This window comes from Enterococcus sp. AZ040, from assembly GCF_050499185.1.
Lineage (GTDB): Bacteria > Bacillota > Bacilli > Lactobacillales > Enterococcaceae > Enterococcus_D > Enterococcus_D entomosocium.
Map to the genome: position 1 here is coordinate 1,541,262 of NZ_JBMHEW010000001.1, position 16,239 is coordinate 1,557,500.

Sequence of the window (16,239 nt, forward strand, 5' to 3'; positions counted from 1 at the left end):
CTTTCTTAATTTGCTTATTTTGCAATTTTTTTACTTAAACGAGATTTGTCGCGACTAGCTTTGTTCTTGTGGATCAATCCTTTAGTCTCAGCCATATCGATTGCTTTAACAGCATCTTTATATAACGCATCTACGTTATCAGCACCAGCTTCAACAGCTTGATCAAATTTTTTGATTGCTGTACGCATTGTGCTTACTTGAGATGAATTCTTAGCATTAGCCGCTTCGCTTGTGCGAACACGTTTGATTGCAGATTCAATGTTTGGCATGTATTTCACCTCCGAAAAAAAAGTTCAATTACGTTTAGAAAACGTATAAATCAACACTAGTCATTATACCTAATGCCAAGAGTGATTGCAATAAAAGTTGTAAAGAAATTTTACTTAACACAAAAATTTGTTTTTTGACCGTGCTATTTTTTGCTTTATGGTTTTAAAAAATGCTTCTTTGCACATTTTTTACTGAATAGTTATAAAAAGTTTACACAGAAAGAGCTTTCTATGCTATGATTACTTCGGAATTTTTAAATGGGGGAATCTATGTGAATATCGCTTTGTTTCTAACGATTGTCTTGTCATTAGGGGTGATTTTCGTCAACGGGTGGACGGATGCGCCGAATGCTATTGCAACCGCTGTCTCCACGAGAGTCTTACGCCCGAATATCGCCATTGGCATGGCAGTCGTCATGAATTTCTTAGGTGTGCTGGTGATGACGTATTTTAATGCGCAAGTTGCAGAAACCATCAGTAATATTGTGACTTTTGACTCAGGCGGGAGTTTTCGGGTCTCACAGATCGCATTAGCCGCTGCCTTGTTTTCAATTGTTGTTTGGACGGTCGCAGCTTGGTATTTTGGGATCCCAACCAGTGAATCTCACGCATTGATTGCGGGATTGACAGGGGCTGCCATGGCTCTGGGTGGTTTACATGCAGTCAACGGTGAAGAATGGATGAAAGTCTTAATCGGTCTCGTTGTGTCTACGTTAATGGGGTTTATTGGTGGATTTTTGATCACGAAACTGATCGTATGGCTCTTTCGCGATACCCAACGGCGAAAAGCCAACAAAATTTTTACGGTTGGTCAAGCCATCGCGGCTGGTGCCAATGCCTTCTTGCATGGTGCCCAAGATGGACAAAAATTCATGGGTGTGTTCATGTTAGGCCTTTTTTACAACAATCTTGCTGAAAAGACCGGCAATGGCTTTGCCATCCCACTGTGGGTGATGGTTCTTTGTTCCTTGACCATGGGGATCGGTACATCGGTCGGTGGGATGAAGATCATTAAATCAGTGGGGATGGATATGGTAAAACTGGAAAAATACCAAGGCTTTTCTGCAGATGTTACTGCAGCAATCTGTTTGTTCTTGTCTTCCGTATTTGGTATCCCAGTTTCAACAACGCACACGAAAACGACCGCTATCATGGGCGTTGGAGCGTCTCGGCGTTTTTCTAGCGTTGATTGGCGCATTGTAAAAGAAATGATCTATGCTTGGATTTTAACCTTTCCTGGCTGTGGATTGATTGCGTTTCTAATGGTCAAATTTTTATTGCTAATTTTGTGAGGAGAGAAAGTAATGGCACGAAAAAAAGGATTCGATTATTTTGCAGCAATGGAGCAGTTGGCGACGAACGGCCATTTAGCTGCCAAACGTTTTTCGCTTTTGATCAACGATTATTCTGAACGAGCATTGACCGAAGCAGCAGCTGAGATTCATGCTTTGGAAAAAGAAGGGGATAAAGTGATCGCTGAGCTAACCAATGAGTTATATGATTCATTTATCACCCCTATCGATCGCGAGGACATCCTAGTCATTTCAGAGCGTCTAGATGATATTTTGGATGGCATTATGGGACTGACTTATTTATTTGAGAATTTGGTCATTACGAAGATCCGCCCTGAAACCAACTTATTTGCTGGAATGATCGTTCAAGCGACACAAGGCGTTGAAACGGCCTTAAAAGAATTTCCTAAGTTCAAAAATTCAAAAACATTGCGTCAAATGATTAATGATGTGAATACGATTGAATCAGAAGCAGACCGTTTGTATTCAAAAATGAAAAAAGCGTTATTCACAGACGAAACGGACGTTCTTGAAATCATTAAATGGAAAGATGTTTATGATCGTTTTGAATCAATTATCAACGACACCGAAAGTGCGGTGGATATTATTGACGGTATGGTAATCAAAAACACGTGAGGAACTAGAGACCTTTCAAACAAAAAAAGAGCAACTCTTGGGCAGGTAAGTGCCACAAGAGTTGCTCTTTTTGCTTATAATTGGATCAGCCAATAGCCGATCAAAATGATTCCTAAAACGATACGATACCATCCAAATACGGTAAAATCGTTACGCTTGATGTAGTTCATCAAGAAACGGATCGCGATGATCGAAACGATGAATGAGACGATGGTTCCTGTTAATAAGATGACGGTTCCTTGGAAATCAAAGGCATTGCCATCTTTCAAAAACTTGAAGATTTTCAAGGCACTGGCACCAAACATGGTGGGAATACCTAAGAAAAATGAAAATTCAGCAGCAACATAACGAGAAGCGCCGATCATGATAGCACCTAAGATAGTAGCACCAGAACGAGAAGTTCCTGGGATCAATGCCAATACCTGGAACATGCCGACAATCAAGGCCGCTTTGTAGGTGAATTTGTTCAAATCGGTACATTTCGGTGCTTTATTCTTGTTTCGTTTTTCAACTACGATAAAGCCGATCCCATAAACGATCAAGACGATCGAAACGGAGAAAAAGTTGTAGAAGTGCGCATCTAACCAATCATCTAACGGTAATCCGATAATAACCGATGGCAAGACCGCAACAATAACTTTAAACCATAACGTCCACGTATCTTTTTTCTCTATTTCATTTTTTTGTGGGGAAAAAGGGTTCAGTTTATGGAAATATAAGTAGACGACCGCTAGTATCGCGCCCAATTGAATGACAACATTGAACATCGTCATAAATTCGGGGGTAACATTCAAACCGATAAATTCGTCGGCAAGAATCAAGTGACCAGTGCTGCTAATTGGCAGCCATTCCGTGATCCCTTCAATGATCCCAAATAAAATCGCTTTTATAAAATTTGTAAAAAACATTGGTCCAGTCCTTTCTATGACAAAATACAACTCTTAGTATACCGTTTCCTGATTCGAATACCAATCTTTTTCCTAAAAAAAGAGGGCAGTTTTTAAAACAAAAACTGCTCCTTTCTTGAAGAAATTGATTAGCCGTCAGAGGTTTCTCTTAGGACAAAAGCTCTTGAGAGAGCGCTAAGCCTTTTTTGATGTATTCTGTGTTACCAACTTCGGCGATGGTAAAGCTGCCGTCTTCGTAGATCAGTCGAGTGACCGAACCATTTTCAATATCCATACGAACATTGTTCTCATCATTGATCAGATGCAAAAGAAAAGCGATCGTTAAGCCGTGAGACACAACTAACGCATTGCCGCCGCCTTTTTTCTCAACGCGATAGGCGATATCTTCAAACCCTGTTTTGACACGTTCGGTCAAAACATCAAAGGTTTCCGCCCAATTGGCTGTATCGGCGTGGTAGATCGCATTGGCGATCGCCTCAAACGTGACATGATTAGCAATCATCTCATCATAATCAGGAAAATCAAGAATCCGCGGCAGAACGCCCCACATTTCTGCATCATAGGCCCCTTCAAGTGAGCCAAAGCACCATTCACGAATCCGTTTGTCGATGTGATAAGGGATCTCCGGTCCTCTGACATGTTCACCCAGTATCAGACGCATGGTTTCAATCGCTCGACCGCTGTCACTGGATACTGCTTCTACAAAATCCACATCGCGTAACCCAAGGCCTAAATAGTGGATGCCTTGTTCACCGGTTCGAGTCAATGGTGTGTCACACCAGCCTTGCACCCGCTGCAATGTGTTAAACATTGTTTTTCCGTGACGCACGACATACAATTCCGTCTTTGCCATAACTAGTTATTCCTCCTTTTGATTCGTCATACGTTTATGCGTTAAAAAACGGATTGGTCCGTTTCTCAATTTCGATCGTTGTTGGTTCTCCGTGGCCAGGATAGACCGCCATTTGATTCGGTAAAACAAAGAGTTGCGTTTGGATGCTGGTCAGCAATTGTTCCAAATTTCCGGTTGGCAGGTCTGTCCGACCAATGCTACCTTTAAATAAGGCGTCTCCGGAAACGACAAAATTGTCAAAAATAAAACTGACGCTACCAATGGAATGACCCGGGGTTGCAACAACCTTAAAGGACATGCCAGCTATCTCGTACTCTTTCAATTCTAGCTCGAATTCAGCTGGACGTGCGGTGATGGTTCCTAATTCAGGATGACGGCCAGAAAGATTTTTCATAGGATCACTTAGCCATCCTTGCTCAAGCGGACTCACGTAAACGGGGATCTGATAATAATCCCGCAAATGGTCAACTGCGCCGATATGGTCATAATGAGTGTGGGTCAATAAAATCGCTGCTGGTTTTGCGCCTGTTTTTTCGATCTCAGCGATCAATCTCGCTGCTTCTGCTCCAGGATCAATAATCAACAAAACATCTTCTTTCCAAATTAGGTAACAATTTTCTTGAACGGGTCCTGTCACTAAACCAATGATTTTCATGCTAAAACCTCCTAGGATCACAAATACTTGTGTCTGACTATAAGTATAGCTTAAAGTATAAGAGGAAACAAAGAAAGGTTTTTAGGAGTGAAAAATTAATGATAAAAACGATAAACGCAGAAGACAATCGTCAGGCAGTCTGTCAATGGCTAAATCATTCAACGAAAAAAACAGAGGCAGTGAGTGCCTTTTCCGATCAAGAGCAGCTTTCATTTGCTTTTTTTGACAATCAGGATCAACTTGGTGGGGTGATTGGAAAACGGACAGGCAATACGATCCATATTCAATTGTTAGCAGTTGATCCAAGCCATCAGAATCAGGGGATCGGGAAACAATTGATAAAAGCACTTTTTGATCACGGTAAAAAAGTGGGGTGTCGTTCCGTGACGGTTACCACCCAAGACTACCAAGCGCCGCAATTCTACCAAGCAGTCGGCTTCGAACCGTTTGCTGTGCTTACGGATACACCTGTGCTTGGCACGGATAGGCTTTACTTCGTGAAGATGCTGTGATCAACCTTTGGCAGGCAGGTGATAAGGATAACCAATAGTTTGATGAGAGAAAAGCTTAGAATTATTGTGGGAATTCGAAAATTTTTCTAAGAAACCGCATTAGCAAAAAACTGCTGTTATACTAATTGAAATAAGAAAGCGTTGATTCGTTTGAAACGGGTCTAGTTTTTGACAAAAGCATGAACATTCTTCGTGACCAACTTCGAGGAAAGTGTGTGATCTGTATCTTGCGTTAGTTTTGATTGGTATACCTCAACTTTTTGTAAGAAGGTGTTTTTTATGAAAAAATCCCTGCAATTTTTTTTCACTTTATGCTTCGCCGCGCTCGCTTTAGTGAGCTGTGGCCAAGAGGAGCTAACCATCAACGATTCGAAAGAAGTTTCTGAAACTGTTACTTCCGCCTCAAAAACGGTTGAAAATGGCGACCTTGATTTGATGCTGATCCAAGATGAGAGTGTTATCTTTCCGCAAAGCCAAGGGGTTTATGATTTTCATGAGAATGAGTTGACGATCGTTAAGCAGTATTTGCCGATGGCAGATTTAGAAGATAGTTCAGCCAGCTCTAGTGATGTTGCCTTGTATGAAGGACAAATCGAAAGTGATTTTCAGCGTCATTTTTCCCATTCAGAGGTACAGTTGTCCAACGACCCTTATCAAATTTATGAGATCACCTATCAAGATGCATCATACACGGTTGAAGGGAAGCATTTGACAATCAAAGCAGATGGACGGACCTTTGAGTTCACGTTAGATCTAGACAATCAACAAGCTTTTGACCAAAATGGTGTCAGTTATGATATTCAAGTCGATCAATAAATATCTCTCAAAAAATAGCCCTGCTTTACTTGCTTAGGTGAGTAGAGTAGGCTTTTTTGTAAATCCTTCGCCAAACCCATTTTCTGGAAGAAAAAATGAAGTCAATTATCTGATGAGTAGGTGTTTTGTTGCAAGTGGTTTTTTCATGGTGATAAAACCTGTTTAGATAGGATACTCTCCGCAGAGGATGAAAAGCTGTTTCTGTTCGCTTTTCCAAAAGTAATCTATCCGCTATAATGGCAAACGAGAAGGTGAACACGTGTATAAAGGAAAAGTTGCGGTTAGAAAAATCGTAGAATTTATTTTGCGCCGAGGCGATATTGATAGCCGCAAAGTCAGTAATCATACCGCGCAAGAAGGCGCCCGTATCCATCGCCAACTACAAAAAGAGGCTGGGGATGGGTATCAAAAAGAAGTCTTTTTCAAACGAGAAAGCCAAATTGAGAAAGATTCGATCACTGTCGAAGGACGTGCCGATGGTCTCTTTTTTGATGCAACTGTTAATTCTTGGGTGATCGATGAGATCAAAACTTCAGAACCAGCGTTCGAAGATATCCCTGAAGATCAAATCGATTTGTTTTTTGCCCAGGGAATGGTTTATGCTTATTTGTTTTTACTACAAGAAAATGAACAAGCAGCGCTTAGTGACAGTGAAAATCAAGAGAAACCAGAAGCAGAACCTACTGCTGAAGGTAATGATCCGAAGAGACCCATCGATCGAATCGCCGTACAATTGACTTATTATCAAACGACTGAAAAGCTGACTACCCGTACGAGAAGAACATTTCAGTTTTCAGAATTAGCTGTTTTTTATGAAGAATTACTTCAGGAATATCATAAATGGTTAGTTTTTCAAGAGAATTGGCGCCGTGTCCGCAATACGTCTTTGCAGCTGCTGTCTTTTCCCTTTGAAACCTTTCGCAAAGGGCAGCGAGAGTTAGCAGCAGCGGCGTATAAAACACTAAAAAATGGCAAGCGACTTTTTGCGGAAGCGCCAACTGGAACTGGAAAAACCATGTCAACGCTGTTTCCCGCATTAAAAGTGCTAGGGGAAGAAGGGGCTGATCGGGTCTTTTATCTGACGGCGAAGACGATCACCAGACAAGTGGCCGAAGATGCACTGAGCAAGTTAGCAGACAACGGTAGTGAAACCAAAAGTGTCACGATTACCGCCAAAGACAAAATCTGTTTTTTAGATGAACGAAACTGTACGCCAGAACACTGTGCGTATGCGCAAGGCTATTACAATCGAATCAACGAAGCATTATGGGATCTGTTGCATCACGAGAACCAAATAACCCGAGAAGTGATCGAGACCTACGGAAAGAAACATACGGTCTGTCCCTTCGAGCTTTCACTGGATGTCAGTGTCTTTTGCGATGTCATTATTGGTGATTATAATTATTTGTTTGATCCCACCGTTTATTTGCGAAGATTTTTTGAGGAGCCGGATGAAGAATATTTCTTTCTAGTGGATGAGGCCCATAACTTAGTCAACCGTTCCAAAGAAATGTATTCGGCAACCATTACCCGGCAGCCATTTAAGGAATTAAAGAAGAAACTATCCAATGACCAGCAAAAATTAAAACGCGCCCTAAACAAAGTTGACAAAGAATTTGCGGCTATTGCTCAAATAGCAAAAGAGGAAGAGTGGGAATATCACCATCAAGCAGCTCCCCATGAAACGATGGTCAATCAGCTCTACAAAGTAGCTGAATTGATGAAGGAATGGTTGCCGGCAAATCCTGAGCATGAATTGCAAGAAGAAGTGCTGCAAGTGTATTTTGAAGCTAACCATTATTTGAAGATCAGTGAATTTTATGATGATCACTACGAAACGACGGTGGAGATCGACCGCTATGATATCAAACTACGGCAATTTTGCATCGAACCAGCGCCGTTTTTGGAATCTGTGTTAGATAAGGGCAAGGCCAGCCTGTTGTTTTCTGCGAGCTTTACTCCTTTGTCCTATTATCAAGAGGTGTTAGGAGGCGGCAATGAAGCTTTGCGCTATCGCCTGCCAAGTCCTTTTGATCCGAAAAATCAGGGGATTTTTATTGCAGACTATATCCAAACAACGTATCGCCAACGTGAAGCCAGCATTCCTGCAATCGTTGATGCAATCCAGCAAATGACTGCAGCGAAAGCGGGAAACTATATGGTCTTTTTCCCTTCTTATCGTTACTTGGATGATGTGGCGGCAGCATTTTCCCAACAGGCGCCAGAGGTGGAGGTCTTGATTCAGGGGACAGCCATGAACGAAGTAGAGCGCGAGGCGTTTCTTGCACAGCTTCAATCTCTTGAGCGGCAACGATCATCCTTGCTAGAAACAAGTCAAGACGGACAAGAGAGCCAGCCAAAAACATTAGTGGCATTTTGTGTCCTTGGAGGAATTTTTTCTGAAGGGATCGACCTAAAAGGCGATCGCTTGATCGGTGCAGCAGTGGTAGGAGTCGGACTGCCGCAAATCAATCACGAGCAAGAATTGATTCGGGAATATTACGATGAGAAAAAGGCAGCTGGCTTTGCGTATGCCTATCAGCTGCCAGGGATGAATAAAGTCCTGCAAGCAGCCGGTCGAGTGATCCGGGATGTCAGCGATCGCGGCGTGGTGTTATTGCTGGATCAACGTTTTCGGACACCGCGTTACCAAGAACTTTTCCCACTGCACTGGCAGCATGCCTTAAACATTCGTCGGCCGCAAGAGTTATCAAAGGCATTGACTCATTTTTGGCAAGAAAAAAACTAGAAGCAGAGCTTTCAGGAGAGGTTGTGCAAAATCAGCAGATAAAGCTGATTTTGCCTAACCAACACGTTAGACTCTGTTCTAGTTTTTTTGATTAGCGATAATTTGTAAACTGTAAATTGATCGTTAAAGGCAGTTTACGCAATAATTGGATCACCTCTTGCAGATCGTCACGACTTTTGCCGGTTACCCGAATTTGATTGTCTTGAATTTGAGTTTTAACTTTTAGCTTGGCGTTTTTGATCGCAGTCGTTATTTTTTTGGCGTTTTCTTTATCGATGCCATTGATCAATTCTGCTGTTTGACGAGCTTTTGCTCCCAAGGCATGCTCCGTTTCGCCAAATTGTATATTTTTCGTTGGTACATTCCGTTTGATCAGCTTCGCAAAGAGCACATCTTTGATTTGCTCCAACTTAAATTCGTCATCTCCAACGATCGTCAGTTTGCCCTCAGTCATCTTGATTTCTACCGTGGAGCCTTTAAAATCAAATCGGTTTTTCAATTCTTTTTCCGCCTGTTGAATGGCGTTTTTCACTTCTTCTGTGTTGATCTCAGATACGACATCAAAACTTGCTTCTTTTGCCAAAATCAATCACTCCTCTCATCTCTTACCTATGATTTTAACATGGAGGCGAACGATGCGGGAATCAAAAGTAAATTTTTGCAAATAATTGTTTCATTTTTTCACACAAACTGCTATTCTTTGGAAGGAGATTTTTAGTGAAGGAGCTAGATCATTGTGAGTAAGTTATTAACGAAGCACGAACAATCAGAACGATTGAAAAAAATAGGGGTTATTTTGCTGTCAGGTATCACCGCAGCCATTGCTTTAAATTTCTTTTTGATTCCCGCAAACGTTCTTTCTGCTGGGATGAACGGGGTCGCCCAATTGATCGTGGCACTTGCCTTGGAACATTTTGGCGTTCACCTTAGTACAGGGCTGTTTATTTTCCTCTTAAACTTGCCTATCTTTGTTCTCGGGTTCATCAAACTCGGGAAATCATCGACACTATTGAGCTTTATCAATGTCGTTGTCGTTTCTGTCTTAACGATAATCCTTCCACAAGGAGCAATCACTGACAATATTTTGGTTAACGCTTTGCTCGGTGGCGTACTGTTAGGCGTCGGCGTTGCGTTTTCACTGAAAATGGGTTTTACCACCGGCGGAATGGATATCCTTTCGTTGATATTATCAAAAACGACTGGAAAAACGGTCGGTAAATATATGTTTATTTTAAACGGCATCATTGTCATGGTCTCAGGTTTCGTCTTTTCTTGGGAAAGTGCCTTGTACACGATCATTTCGATTTTCGCAATGAGCTACGTGGTGGACATGCTGCACACAAGTCATCAAAAGGTAACGGCGATGATTATTACGACCAATGCGGAAGCTGTTGGGAAAAATATTTCTAAGCATGTGTTTCGCGGCATGACTTTGTTCCCCTCAGTCGGAGGCTATTCAGGCGTACCGGGCAATATGATCATGATGGTCGTGACCCGCTACGAGATCTACGATTTAGAACAAGCCGTTTTAGAAGCAGACGGCAATGCGTTTATTAACTTTGTGCCGACCCAATCGATCACAGGTCGTTTTGCGACAGATGATGAACAACGGACCTTTAAAACGACGGGGGTCTTCCCAGAACTGAAAATACACAAGAAAAGCCGTCCATAATCAAGGATCGTCCATTTACAAATCTTGCAAAAGAAGGTATTATTTGAAACAAGAATTAAAGGAGGTCTTCAACCGTGGCATATACTGAAGTAGAAGCAGAAGCAATCAAAGAGCGTGTCTTGGCTGCCTTGGAAACCGTGATTGACCCTGAGTTGGGGATTGATATAGTGAATCTAGGCTTAGTTTATGAAGTCGAATTTGATGCAGAAACAGGCAATACCGTAATCAAAATGACCTTAACAACAATGGGCTGTCCCTTAGCCGACGTATTGACTGAATCGATACACGAAGCATTAAGCGATATTCCAGAAGTCAAAAATCCAGAAGTAAAACTAGTCTGGTATCCCGCTTGGACGACTGATAAAATGAGTCGTTATGCACGGATTGCTTTGGGGATTCGTTAAGGATTTTATCGTAGAAAATAAATGTCTTAGACTCTTTTATCAGCTGAATAAAGTTGATAGAAGAGTCTTTTTGGATTTAAGTTGGATGCGTGTCTTTAACTATCTTGCTTTTAGTCAGTGCTTGCAGAAAGTTTGCGAAGATTGCATTGCATTTTCAGAAATGAAACGGTAAACTAGTTGAAAAGATTGGAGGAATGAATCAATGTTAGCTACGAATTTTGGGAAATATACATACAAAAATCCGTTTATGAACGCCTCAGGAGTCCATTGTATGACGATCGAGGAATTAGATGAATTAGCGGCATCAGCAGCTGGGGCATTTGTCACGAAGAGTGCAACGCTAGAAGCACGTGCGGGAAATCCAGAACCACGTTATACCGATTTACCGTTAGGAAGCATCAATTCGATGGGATTACCAAATCTAGGGGTGGACTACTACTTAGACTATGCTATCAAAAAACAGCAGGAAATGACCCAGCAAGCGCCCTTCTTTTTCTCTGTCGCTGGTATGAGCGTGGCTGAAAACATTGAGTTATTGAAGAAAATCCAAGAAAGTGATTTTGAAGGAATCACAGAGTTAAATCTTTCTTGTCCAAACGTGCCAGGAAAACCCCAAGTTGCCTATGATTTTCCTTTGACCGATCAAATTCTGGAAACAGTCTTTGGTTTTTTCACAAAACCTTTAGGTGTCAAATTGCCGCCATACTTTGATTTGGCTCACTTTGATGAGATGGCTAAGATATTGAACAAGTATCCGTTAACTTATATCAATTCAATCAATAGTATTGGGAATGCTTTATTTATCGATCCTGCTACTGACTCAGTAGTTATCAAACCAAAAGATGGGTTTGGCGGTTTGGGAGGCGAATATGTGAAACCAACGGCATTAGCCAATGTGCGGGCTTTCTATACACGTCTCAAGCCAGAAATCAAAATTATCGGTACTGGTGGGATTCGTAATGGTCAAGATGCGTACGAACATTTGTTATGTGGCGCTTCTATGTTGCAGATCGGCACAGAGCTGCAAAAAGAAGGACCGGTGATCTTTGAACGATTGACGAAAGAATTAGCAGCGATCATGAAAGAAAAAGGGTATCAATCAATCAGTGAGTTCCAGGGGAAATTAAAAACGATTGATTAAGAACGACTTTGAATGCTTTATTATCCGCTTCTTTTTATAGAAGAAAGGTGGTTTTTAATGGAGAAGTTTCGTAAAACAACGGAGGATGATCTGGTTGAGTTGATGGCGCTTTTTGAAGAAGGCATTGCTTTCTTAAAAGCACAAGGATCTCCGCAATGGCAAGATGGATATGGCCCAAAAGAAAATCAAATCAAAGCAGATATTGCAAACGATGAGAGCTATGTGTTGGTGATAGATGGAAAAATTGCGGCATCGGCAGCGTTAGTATCCGGTGAAGATCCTGTCTACAACGCAATTACCGGCGCAGGGTGGGATGGAAACGGTCCATATCTATCCATTCATCGCGTCGTTGTCAGTTCTCATTTTAAAGGGCAAAAGTTAAGCGCCAAATTGCTGCAAGCTCTTGAAGTGGTTGCATTAGAGCAAGGAATCGTTGATTTACGTATCGATACGTATAAAGCTAATATTGGTATGCAAAAGAATATTCAAGCAGCTGGCTATCAATACAAAGGAGAGGTAACATTCCCTTTTCCGAACGGAGAGCGATTGGCTTTTCAAAAACGTTTGACCGCAAGCTAAGCATTCTATTCCATTAGTGTCACTTGGCTGAATTAATGGAATAGTTGTGTCAAAGTGAATTTTTGGTATGAAAATGCGGATAATGGTTGTCAGAATCCTTTCGGCTTGCTAAGATAAGCACGTAAAGGACGGTGCCAAATGAAGAAAAGAATCAAAAAGAAAAAAGCTTATAAAAAATATATCCATGATATTTTTGCGGGTTATGAAGAAATGCTTGAGAATCCAGCGATCAATGAGAAGAAGTTTTCTTATCTGAAAGAAGAAACAACCTTAAAACGAGACGATCAAAATCAGATCCGTTTTCGTACGATCGATATTGATTAAACTACCTATTTTGGGTAGTTTTTTTGTTTATCTCGACTTAGTTGAAAATATTTCAGAAAAAAGCTTGCTCTTTCATTCTTAGAATGATAAAGTATTCAACGTTGGCAATTGAGCCAGCGGGTCAAAAAAGCTTTTGAAAAAACTTCAAAAAAGACTTGACCAAAAATGAAACAGATGATATTATAACAAAGTCGCAATAATAAAACAGTTAATCGATGTTGATAAATCAACAAAAATAATTAAAAAAAGTTGTTGACAAATAACAAATCATTTGTTATTCTAATGGAGTCGCTGAGACAGCCGCTGCGAAGTTGAAAAACAACGAGCGAAAAAAACTTTTAAAAAAGAGTTGACAATCAACTGTCGCTCTGATATGATACAAAAGTTGCTAACGCAGCACTGTAGACCTTTGAAAACTGAACAAAGCAAGCAAACGAACCAATGTGTAGGACGTTTCAATTTATTGAAACAAATACATGCAAGCAATAGCTAGCAAAGTTAATTTTTATGAGCTTAATGACCGTATGGTCATTCAAACAAATCATTATGAGAGTTTGATCCTGGCTCAGGACGAACGCTGGCGGCGTGCCTAATACATGCAAGTCGAACGCTTTTTCTTTCACCGGAGCTTGCTCCACCGAAAGAAAAAGAGTGGCGAACGGGTGAGTAACACGTGGGTAACCTGCCCATCAGAAGGGGATAACACTTGGAAACAGGTGCTAATACCGTATAACACTATTTTCCGCATGGAAGAAAGTTGAAAGGCGCTTTTGCGTCACTGATGGATGGACCCGCGGTGCATTAGCTAGTTGGTGAGGTAACGGCTCACCAAGGCAACGATGCATAGCCGACCTGAGAGGGTGATCGGCCACACTGGGACTGAGACACGGCCCAGACTCCTACGGGAGGCAGCAGTAGGGAATCTTCGGCAATGGACGAAAGTCTGACCGAGCAACGCCGCGTGAGTGAAGAAGGTTTTCGGATCGTAAAACTCTGTTGTTAGAGAAGAACAAGGATGAGAGTAGAACGTTCATCCCTTGACGGTATCTAACCAGAAAGCCACGGCTAACTACGTGCCAGCAGCCGCGGTAATACGTAGGTGGCAAGCGTTGTCCGGATTTATTGGGCGTAAAGCGAGCGCAGGCGGTTTCTTAAGTCTGATGTGAAAGCCCCCGGCTCAACCGGGGAGGGTCATTGGAAACTGGGAGACTTGAGTGCAGAAGAGGAGAGTGGAATTCCATGTGTAGCGGTGAAATGCGTAGATATATGGAGGAACACCAGTGGCGAAGGCGGCTCTCTGGTCTGTAACTGACGCTGAGGCTCGAAAGCGTGGGGAGCGAACAGGATTAGATACCCTGGTAGTCCACGCCGTAAACGATGAGTGCTAAGTGTTGGAGGGTTTCCGCCCTTCAGTGCTGCAGCAAACGCATTAAGCACTCCGCCTGGGGAGTACGACCGCAAGGTTGAAACTCAAAGGAATTGACGGGGGCCCGCACAAGCGGTGGAGCATGTGGTTTAATTCGAAGCAACGCGAAGAACCTTACCAGGTCTTGACATCCTTTGACCACTCTAGAGATAGAGCTTCCCCTTCGGGGGCAAAGTGACAGGTGGTGCATGGTTGTCGTCAGCTCGTGTCGTGAGATGTTGGGTTAAGTCCCGCAACGAGCGCAACCCTTATTGTTAGTTGCCATCATTTAGTTGGGCACTCTAGCGAGACTGCCGGTGACAAACCGGAGGAAGGTGGGGATGACGTCAAATCATCATGCCCCTTATGACCTGGGCTACACACGTGCTACAATGGGAAGTACAACGAGTTGCGAAGTCGCGAGGCTAAGCTAATCTCTTAAAGCTTCTCTCAGTTCGGATTGTAGGCTGCAACTCGCCTACATGAAGCCGGAATCGCTAGTAATCGCGGATCAGCACGCCGCGGTGAATACGTTCCCGGGCCTTGTACACACCGCCCGTCACACCACGAGAGTTTGTAACACCCGAAGTCGGTGAGGTAACCTTTTTGGAGCCAGCCGCCTAAGGTGGGATAGATGATTGGGGTGAAGTCGTAACAAGGTAGCCGTATCGGAAGGTGCGGCTGGATCACCTCCTTTCTAAGGAATATTTCGGAAGACTACACATCGTTTGCCTTTGTTCAGTTTTGAGAGGTTTACTCTCAAACAAATTTGTTCATTGAAAACTGGATATCGAAGAAAAAATCAAAACAAGTAACACACACCGAGTTGAAATGTTAAAAGAGTTTTTTAATAAGTTCAACGCTTATTTTCTTGAGCAACCTTCTATCGCTAGAAGAAGTACTCAAAACCGACCGTAAGGTCAAAGGTTAAGTGAATAAGGGCGCACGGTGGATGCCTTGGCACTAGGAGCCGATGAAGGACGGGACTAACACCGATATGCTTTGGGGAGCTGTAAGTAAGCTATGATCCAGAGATTTCCGAATGGGGAAACCCAGCATCTTTTATAGGATGTTACGTCTGCGTGAATACATAGCGCAGTCGAGGTAGACGCAGAGAACTGAAACATCTAAGTACCTGCAGGAAGAGAAAGAAAATTCGATTCCCTGAGTAGCGGCGAGCGAAACGGGAAAAGCCCAAACCAACAAGCTTGCTTGTTGGGGTTGTAGGACTCCGATATGGTAGTCTATTCAGATAGTCGAAATACTTGGAAAAGTATGTCAAAGAGGGTAAAAACCCCGTAGGCGAAATTTGGATAACACCTAGGAGGATCCTGAGTACGGCGGAACACGAGGAATTCCGTCGGAATCCGGGAGGACCATCTCCCAAGGCTAAATACTCCCTAGTGACCGATAGTGAACCAGTACCGTGAGGGAAAGGTGAAAAGCACCCCGGAAGGGGAGTGAAATAGATCCTGAAACCGTGTGCCTACAACAAGTTAGAGCCCGTTAATGGGTGATAGCGTGCCTTTTGTAGAATGAACCGGCGAGTTACGATAGCATGCGAGGTTAAGTTGAAGAGACGGAGCCGCAGCGAAAGCGAGTCTGAATAGGGCGAATGAGTATGTTGTCGTAGACCCGAAACCATGTGATCTACCCATGTCCAGGTTGAAGGTGCGGTAAAACGCACTGGAGGACCGAACCCACGTACGTTGAAAAGTGCGGGGATGAGGTGTGGGTAGCGGAGAAATTCCAAACGAACTTGGAGATAGCTGGTTCTCTCCGAAATAGCTTTAGGGCTAGCCTCGGAATTGAGAATGATGGAGGTAGAGCACTGTTTGGACTAGGGGCCCATCTCGGGTTACCGAATTCAGATAAACTCCGAATGCCATTCATTCATATCCGGGAGTCAGACTGTGAGTGATAAGATCCATAGTCGAAAGGGAAACAGCCCAGACCACCAGCTAAGGTCCCCAAATAACTATTAAGTGGAAAAGGATGTGGGGTTGCACAGACAACTAGGATGT

Annotated in this window: 15 protein-coding genes and 2 rRNA genes (1 of these 17 cut by a window edge); 12 read left to right on the top strand and 5 right to left on the bottom strand. The window is 42.7% G+C overall.

Translation table 11 applies throughout. The features are described from left to right. Positions 1-14: 14 nt before the first annotated feature. On the bottom strand, positions 15-269 hold the full coding sequence (gene rpsT / locus IGK63_RS07080) for a 30S ribosomal protein S20 (RefSeq protein ID WP_005230162.1): 255 nt from the start codon (positions 267-269) through the stop codon (positions 15-17). A 236-nt stretch (positions 270-505) separates the two neighbouring features. Here rpsT and IGK63_RS07085 point away from each other — a divergent pair, with 236 nt between their 5' ends. Then, the gene (locus IGK63_RS07085; RefSeq protein WP_005236263.1) at positions 506-1,561 is read left to right on the top strand and encodes an inorganic phosphate transporter; all 1,056 of its coding nucleotides are present in this window, start codon (positions 506-508) and stop codon (positions 1,559-1,561) included. A 12-nt stretch (positions 1,562-1,573) separates the two neighbouring features. Beyond that, positions 1,574-2,197 carry a DUF47 domain-containing protein gene (locus IGK63_RS07090; RefSeq protein ID WP_008381351.1) on the top strand — a complete coding sequence of 208 codons (624 nt, stop codon included), beginning with the start codon at positions 1,574-1,576 and terminating at the stop codon, positions 2,195-2,197. A 74-nt stretch (positions 2,198-2,271) separates the two neighbouring features. On the opposite strand, the gene IGK63_RS07095 is transcribed toward IGK63_RS07090, so the two are convergent. The 3 genes from IGK63_RS07095 to IGK63_RS07105 all read right to left on the bottom strand — a co-directional run bounded on the left by IGK63_RS07095 (position 2,272) and on the right by IGK63_RS07105 (position 4,613). Further along, the gene (locus IGK63_RS07095; protein WP_005236259.1) at positions 2,272-3,105 is read right to left on the bottom strand and encodes an undecaprenyl-diphosphate phosphatase; all 834 of its coding nucleotides are present in this window, start codon (positions 3,103-3,105) and stop codon (positions 2,272-2,274) included. 148 nt (positions 3,106-3,253) lie between these two features. Then, a complete protein-coding gene (locus IGK63_RS07100; protein ID WP_005236258.1) occupies positions 3,254-3,958 on the bottom strand; it encodes a histidine phosphatase family protein in 705 nt (234 codons plus the stop codon). 34 nt (positions 3,959-3,992) lie between these two features. Next, positions 3,993-4,613: an MBL fold metallo-hydrolase gene (locus IGK63_RS07105; RefSeq protein WP_005236256.1), complete on the bottom strand. Its 621-nt coding sequence runs from the start codon at positions 4,611-4,613 to the stop codon at positions 3,993-3,995. Between the two features lie 98 nt (positions 4,614-4,711). On the opposite strand from IGK63_RS07105, the gene IGK63_RS07110 reads away from it, so the two are divergent. The 3 genes from IGK63_RS07110 (at position 4,712) to IGK63_RS07120 (ending at position 8,690) form a co-directional block, all read left to right on the top strand. Next, positions 4,712-5,125, top strand: coding sequence for a GNAT family N-acetyltransferase (locus tag IGK63_RS07110; RefSeq protein WP_225869277.1), 414 nt, complete (start codon positions 4,712-4,714; stop codon positions 5,123-5,125). Positions 5,126-5,404: 279 nt separating this feature from the next. Next, the gene (locus tag IGK63_RS07115; protein ID WP_016613385.1) at positions 5,405-5,941 is read left to right on the top strand and encodes a hypothetical protein; all 537 of its coding nucleotides are present in this window, start codon (positions 5,405-5,407) and stop codon (positions 5,939-5,941) included. A gap of 259 nt (positions 5,942-6,200) precedes the next feature. Beyond that, complete coding sequence (locus IGK63_RS07120; RefSeq protein WP_016613387.1) at positions 6,201-8,690, top strand: ATP-dependent DNA helicase; 2,490 nt, start codon at positions 6,201-6,203, stop codon at positions 8,688-8,690. 91 nt (positions 8,691-8,781) lie between these two features. Here the strand turns inward: IGK63_RS07120 and IGK63_RS07125 are convergent, their stop codons facing one another. Further along, positions 8,782-9,273, bottom strand: a complete 492-nt coding sequence (locus IGK63_RS07125; RefSeq protein WP_429972466.1) for a YajQ family cyclic di-GMP-binding protein — start codon at positions 9,271-9,273, stop codon at positions 8,782-8,784. 153 nt (positions 9,274-9,426) lie between these two features. Between IGK63_RS07125 and IGK63_RS07130 the strand changes: the two genes are divergently transcribed. The 7 genes from IGK63_RS07130 to IGK63_RS07160 all read left to right on the top strand — a co-directional run. Next, positions 9,427-10,362 (top strand): YitT family protein, encoded by a 936-nt coding sequence (locus IGK63_RS07130; protein ID WP_005236241.1) that lies wholly within the window; start codon positions 9,427-9,429, stop codon positions 10,360-10,362. 74 nt (positions 10,363-10,436) lie between these two features. Then, on the top strand, positions 10,437-10,766 hold the full coding sequence (locus IGK63_RS07135) for a metal-sulfur cluster assembly factor (protein WP_005231940.1): 330 nt from the start codon (positions 10,437-10,439) through the stop codon (positions 10,764-10,766). A gap of 202 nt (positions 10,767-10,968) precedes the next feature. Next, on the top strand, positions 10,969-11,907 hold the full coding sequence (locus IGK63_RS07140) for a dihydroorotate oxidase (RefSeq protein WP_005236221.1): 939 nt from the start codon (positions 10,969-10,971) through the stop codon (positions 11,905-11,907). A gap of 57 nt (positions 11,908-11,964) precedes the next feature. Then, on the top strand, positions 11,965-12,486 hold the full coding sequence (locus IGK63_RS07145; RefSeq protein ID WP_034872232.1) for a GNAT family N-acetyltransferase: 522 nt from the start codon (positions 11,965-11,967) through the stop codon (positions 12,484-12,486). A 138-nt stretch (positions 12,487-12,624) separates the two neighbouring features. Beyond that, positions 12,625-12,810: a hypothetical protein gene (locus IGK63_RS07150; RefSeq protein WP_005236216.1), complete on the top strand. Its 186-nt coding sequence runs from the start codon at positions 12,625-12,627 to the stop codon at positions 12,808-12,810. Between the two features lie 542 nt (positions 12,811-13,352). Then, positions 13,353-14,912, top strand: a 16S ribosomal RNA gene (locus IGK63_RS07155). A gap of 228 nt (positions 14,913-15,140) precedes the next feature. After that, positions 15,141-16,239, top strand: a 23S ribosomal RNA gene (locus IGK63_RS07160); it runs 1,816 nt beyond the window's last position. Together the 16S and 23S rRNA genes form the textbook arrangement of a ribosomal RNA operon.

Coding starts and splice junctions, on each gene's coding strand:
- IGK63_RS07095 (WP_005236259.1), bottom strand. CDS start 3,105: ATGTTTTTTACAAATTTTATAAAAGCGATTTTATTTGGGATCATTGAA.
- IGK63_RS07110 (WP_225869277.1), top strand. CDS start 4,712: ATGATAAAAACGATAAACGCAGAAGACAATCGTCAGGCAGTCTGTCAA.
- IGK63_RS07090 (WP_008381351.1), top strand. CDS start 1,574: ATGGCACGAAAAAAAGGATTCGATTATTTTGCAGCAATGGAGCAGTTG.
- IGK63_RS07115 (WP_016613385.1), top strand. CDS start 5,405: ATGAAAAAATCCCTGCAATTTTTTTTCACTTTATGCTTCGCCGCGCTC.
- IGK63_RS07085 (WP_005236263.1), top strand. CDS start 506: ATGATTACTTCGGAATTTTTAAATGGGGGAATCTATGTGAATATCGCT.
- IGK63_RS07145 (WP_034872232.1), top strand. CDS start 11,965: ATGGAGAAGTTTCGTAAAACAACGGAGGATGATCTGGTTGAGTTGATG.
- IGK63_RS07100 (WP_005236258.1), bottom strand. CDS start 3,958: ATGGCAAAGACGGAATTGTATGTCGTGCGTCACGGAAAAACAATGTTT.
- IGK63_RS07150 (WP_005236216.1), top strand. CDS start 12,625: ATGAAGAAAAGAATCAAAAAGAAAAAAGCTTATAAAAAATATATCCAT.
- IGK63_RS07140 (WP_005236221.1), top strand. CDS start 10,969: ATGTTAGCTACGAATTTTGGGAAATATACATACAAAAATCCGTTTATG.
- rpsT (WP_005230162.1), bottom strand. CDS start 269: ATGCCAAACATTGAATCTGCAATCAAACGTGTTCGCACAAGCGAAGCG.
- IGK63_RS07105 (WP_005236256.1), bottom strand. CDS start 4,613: ATGAAAATCATTGGTTTAGTGACAGGACCCGTTCAAGAAAATTGTTAC.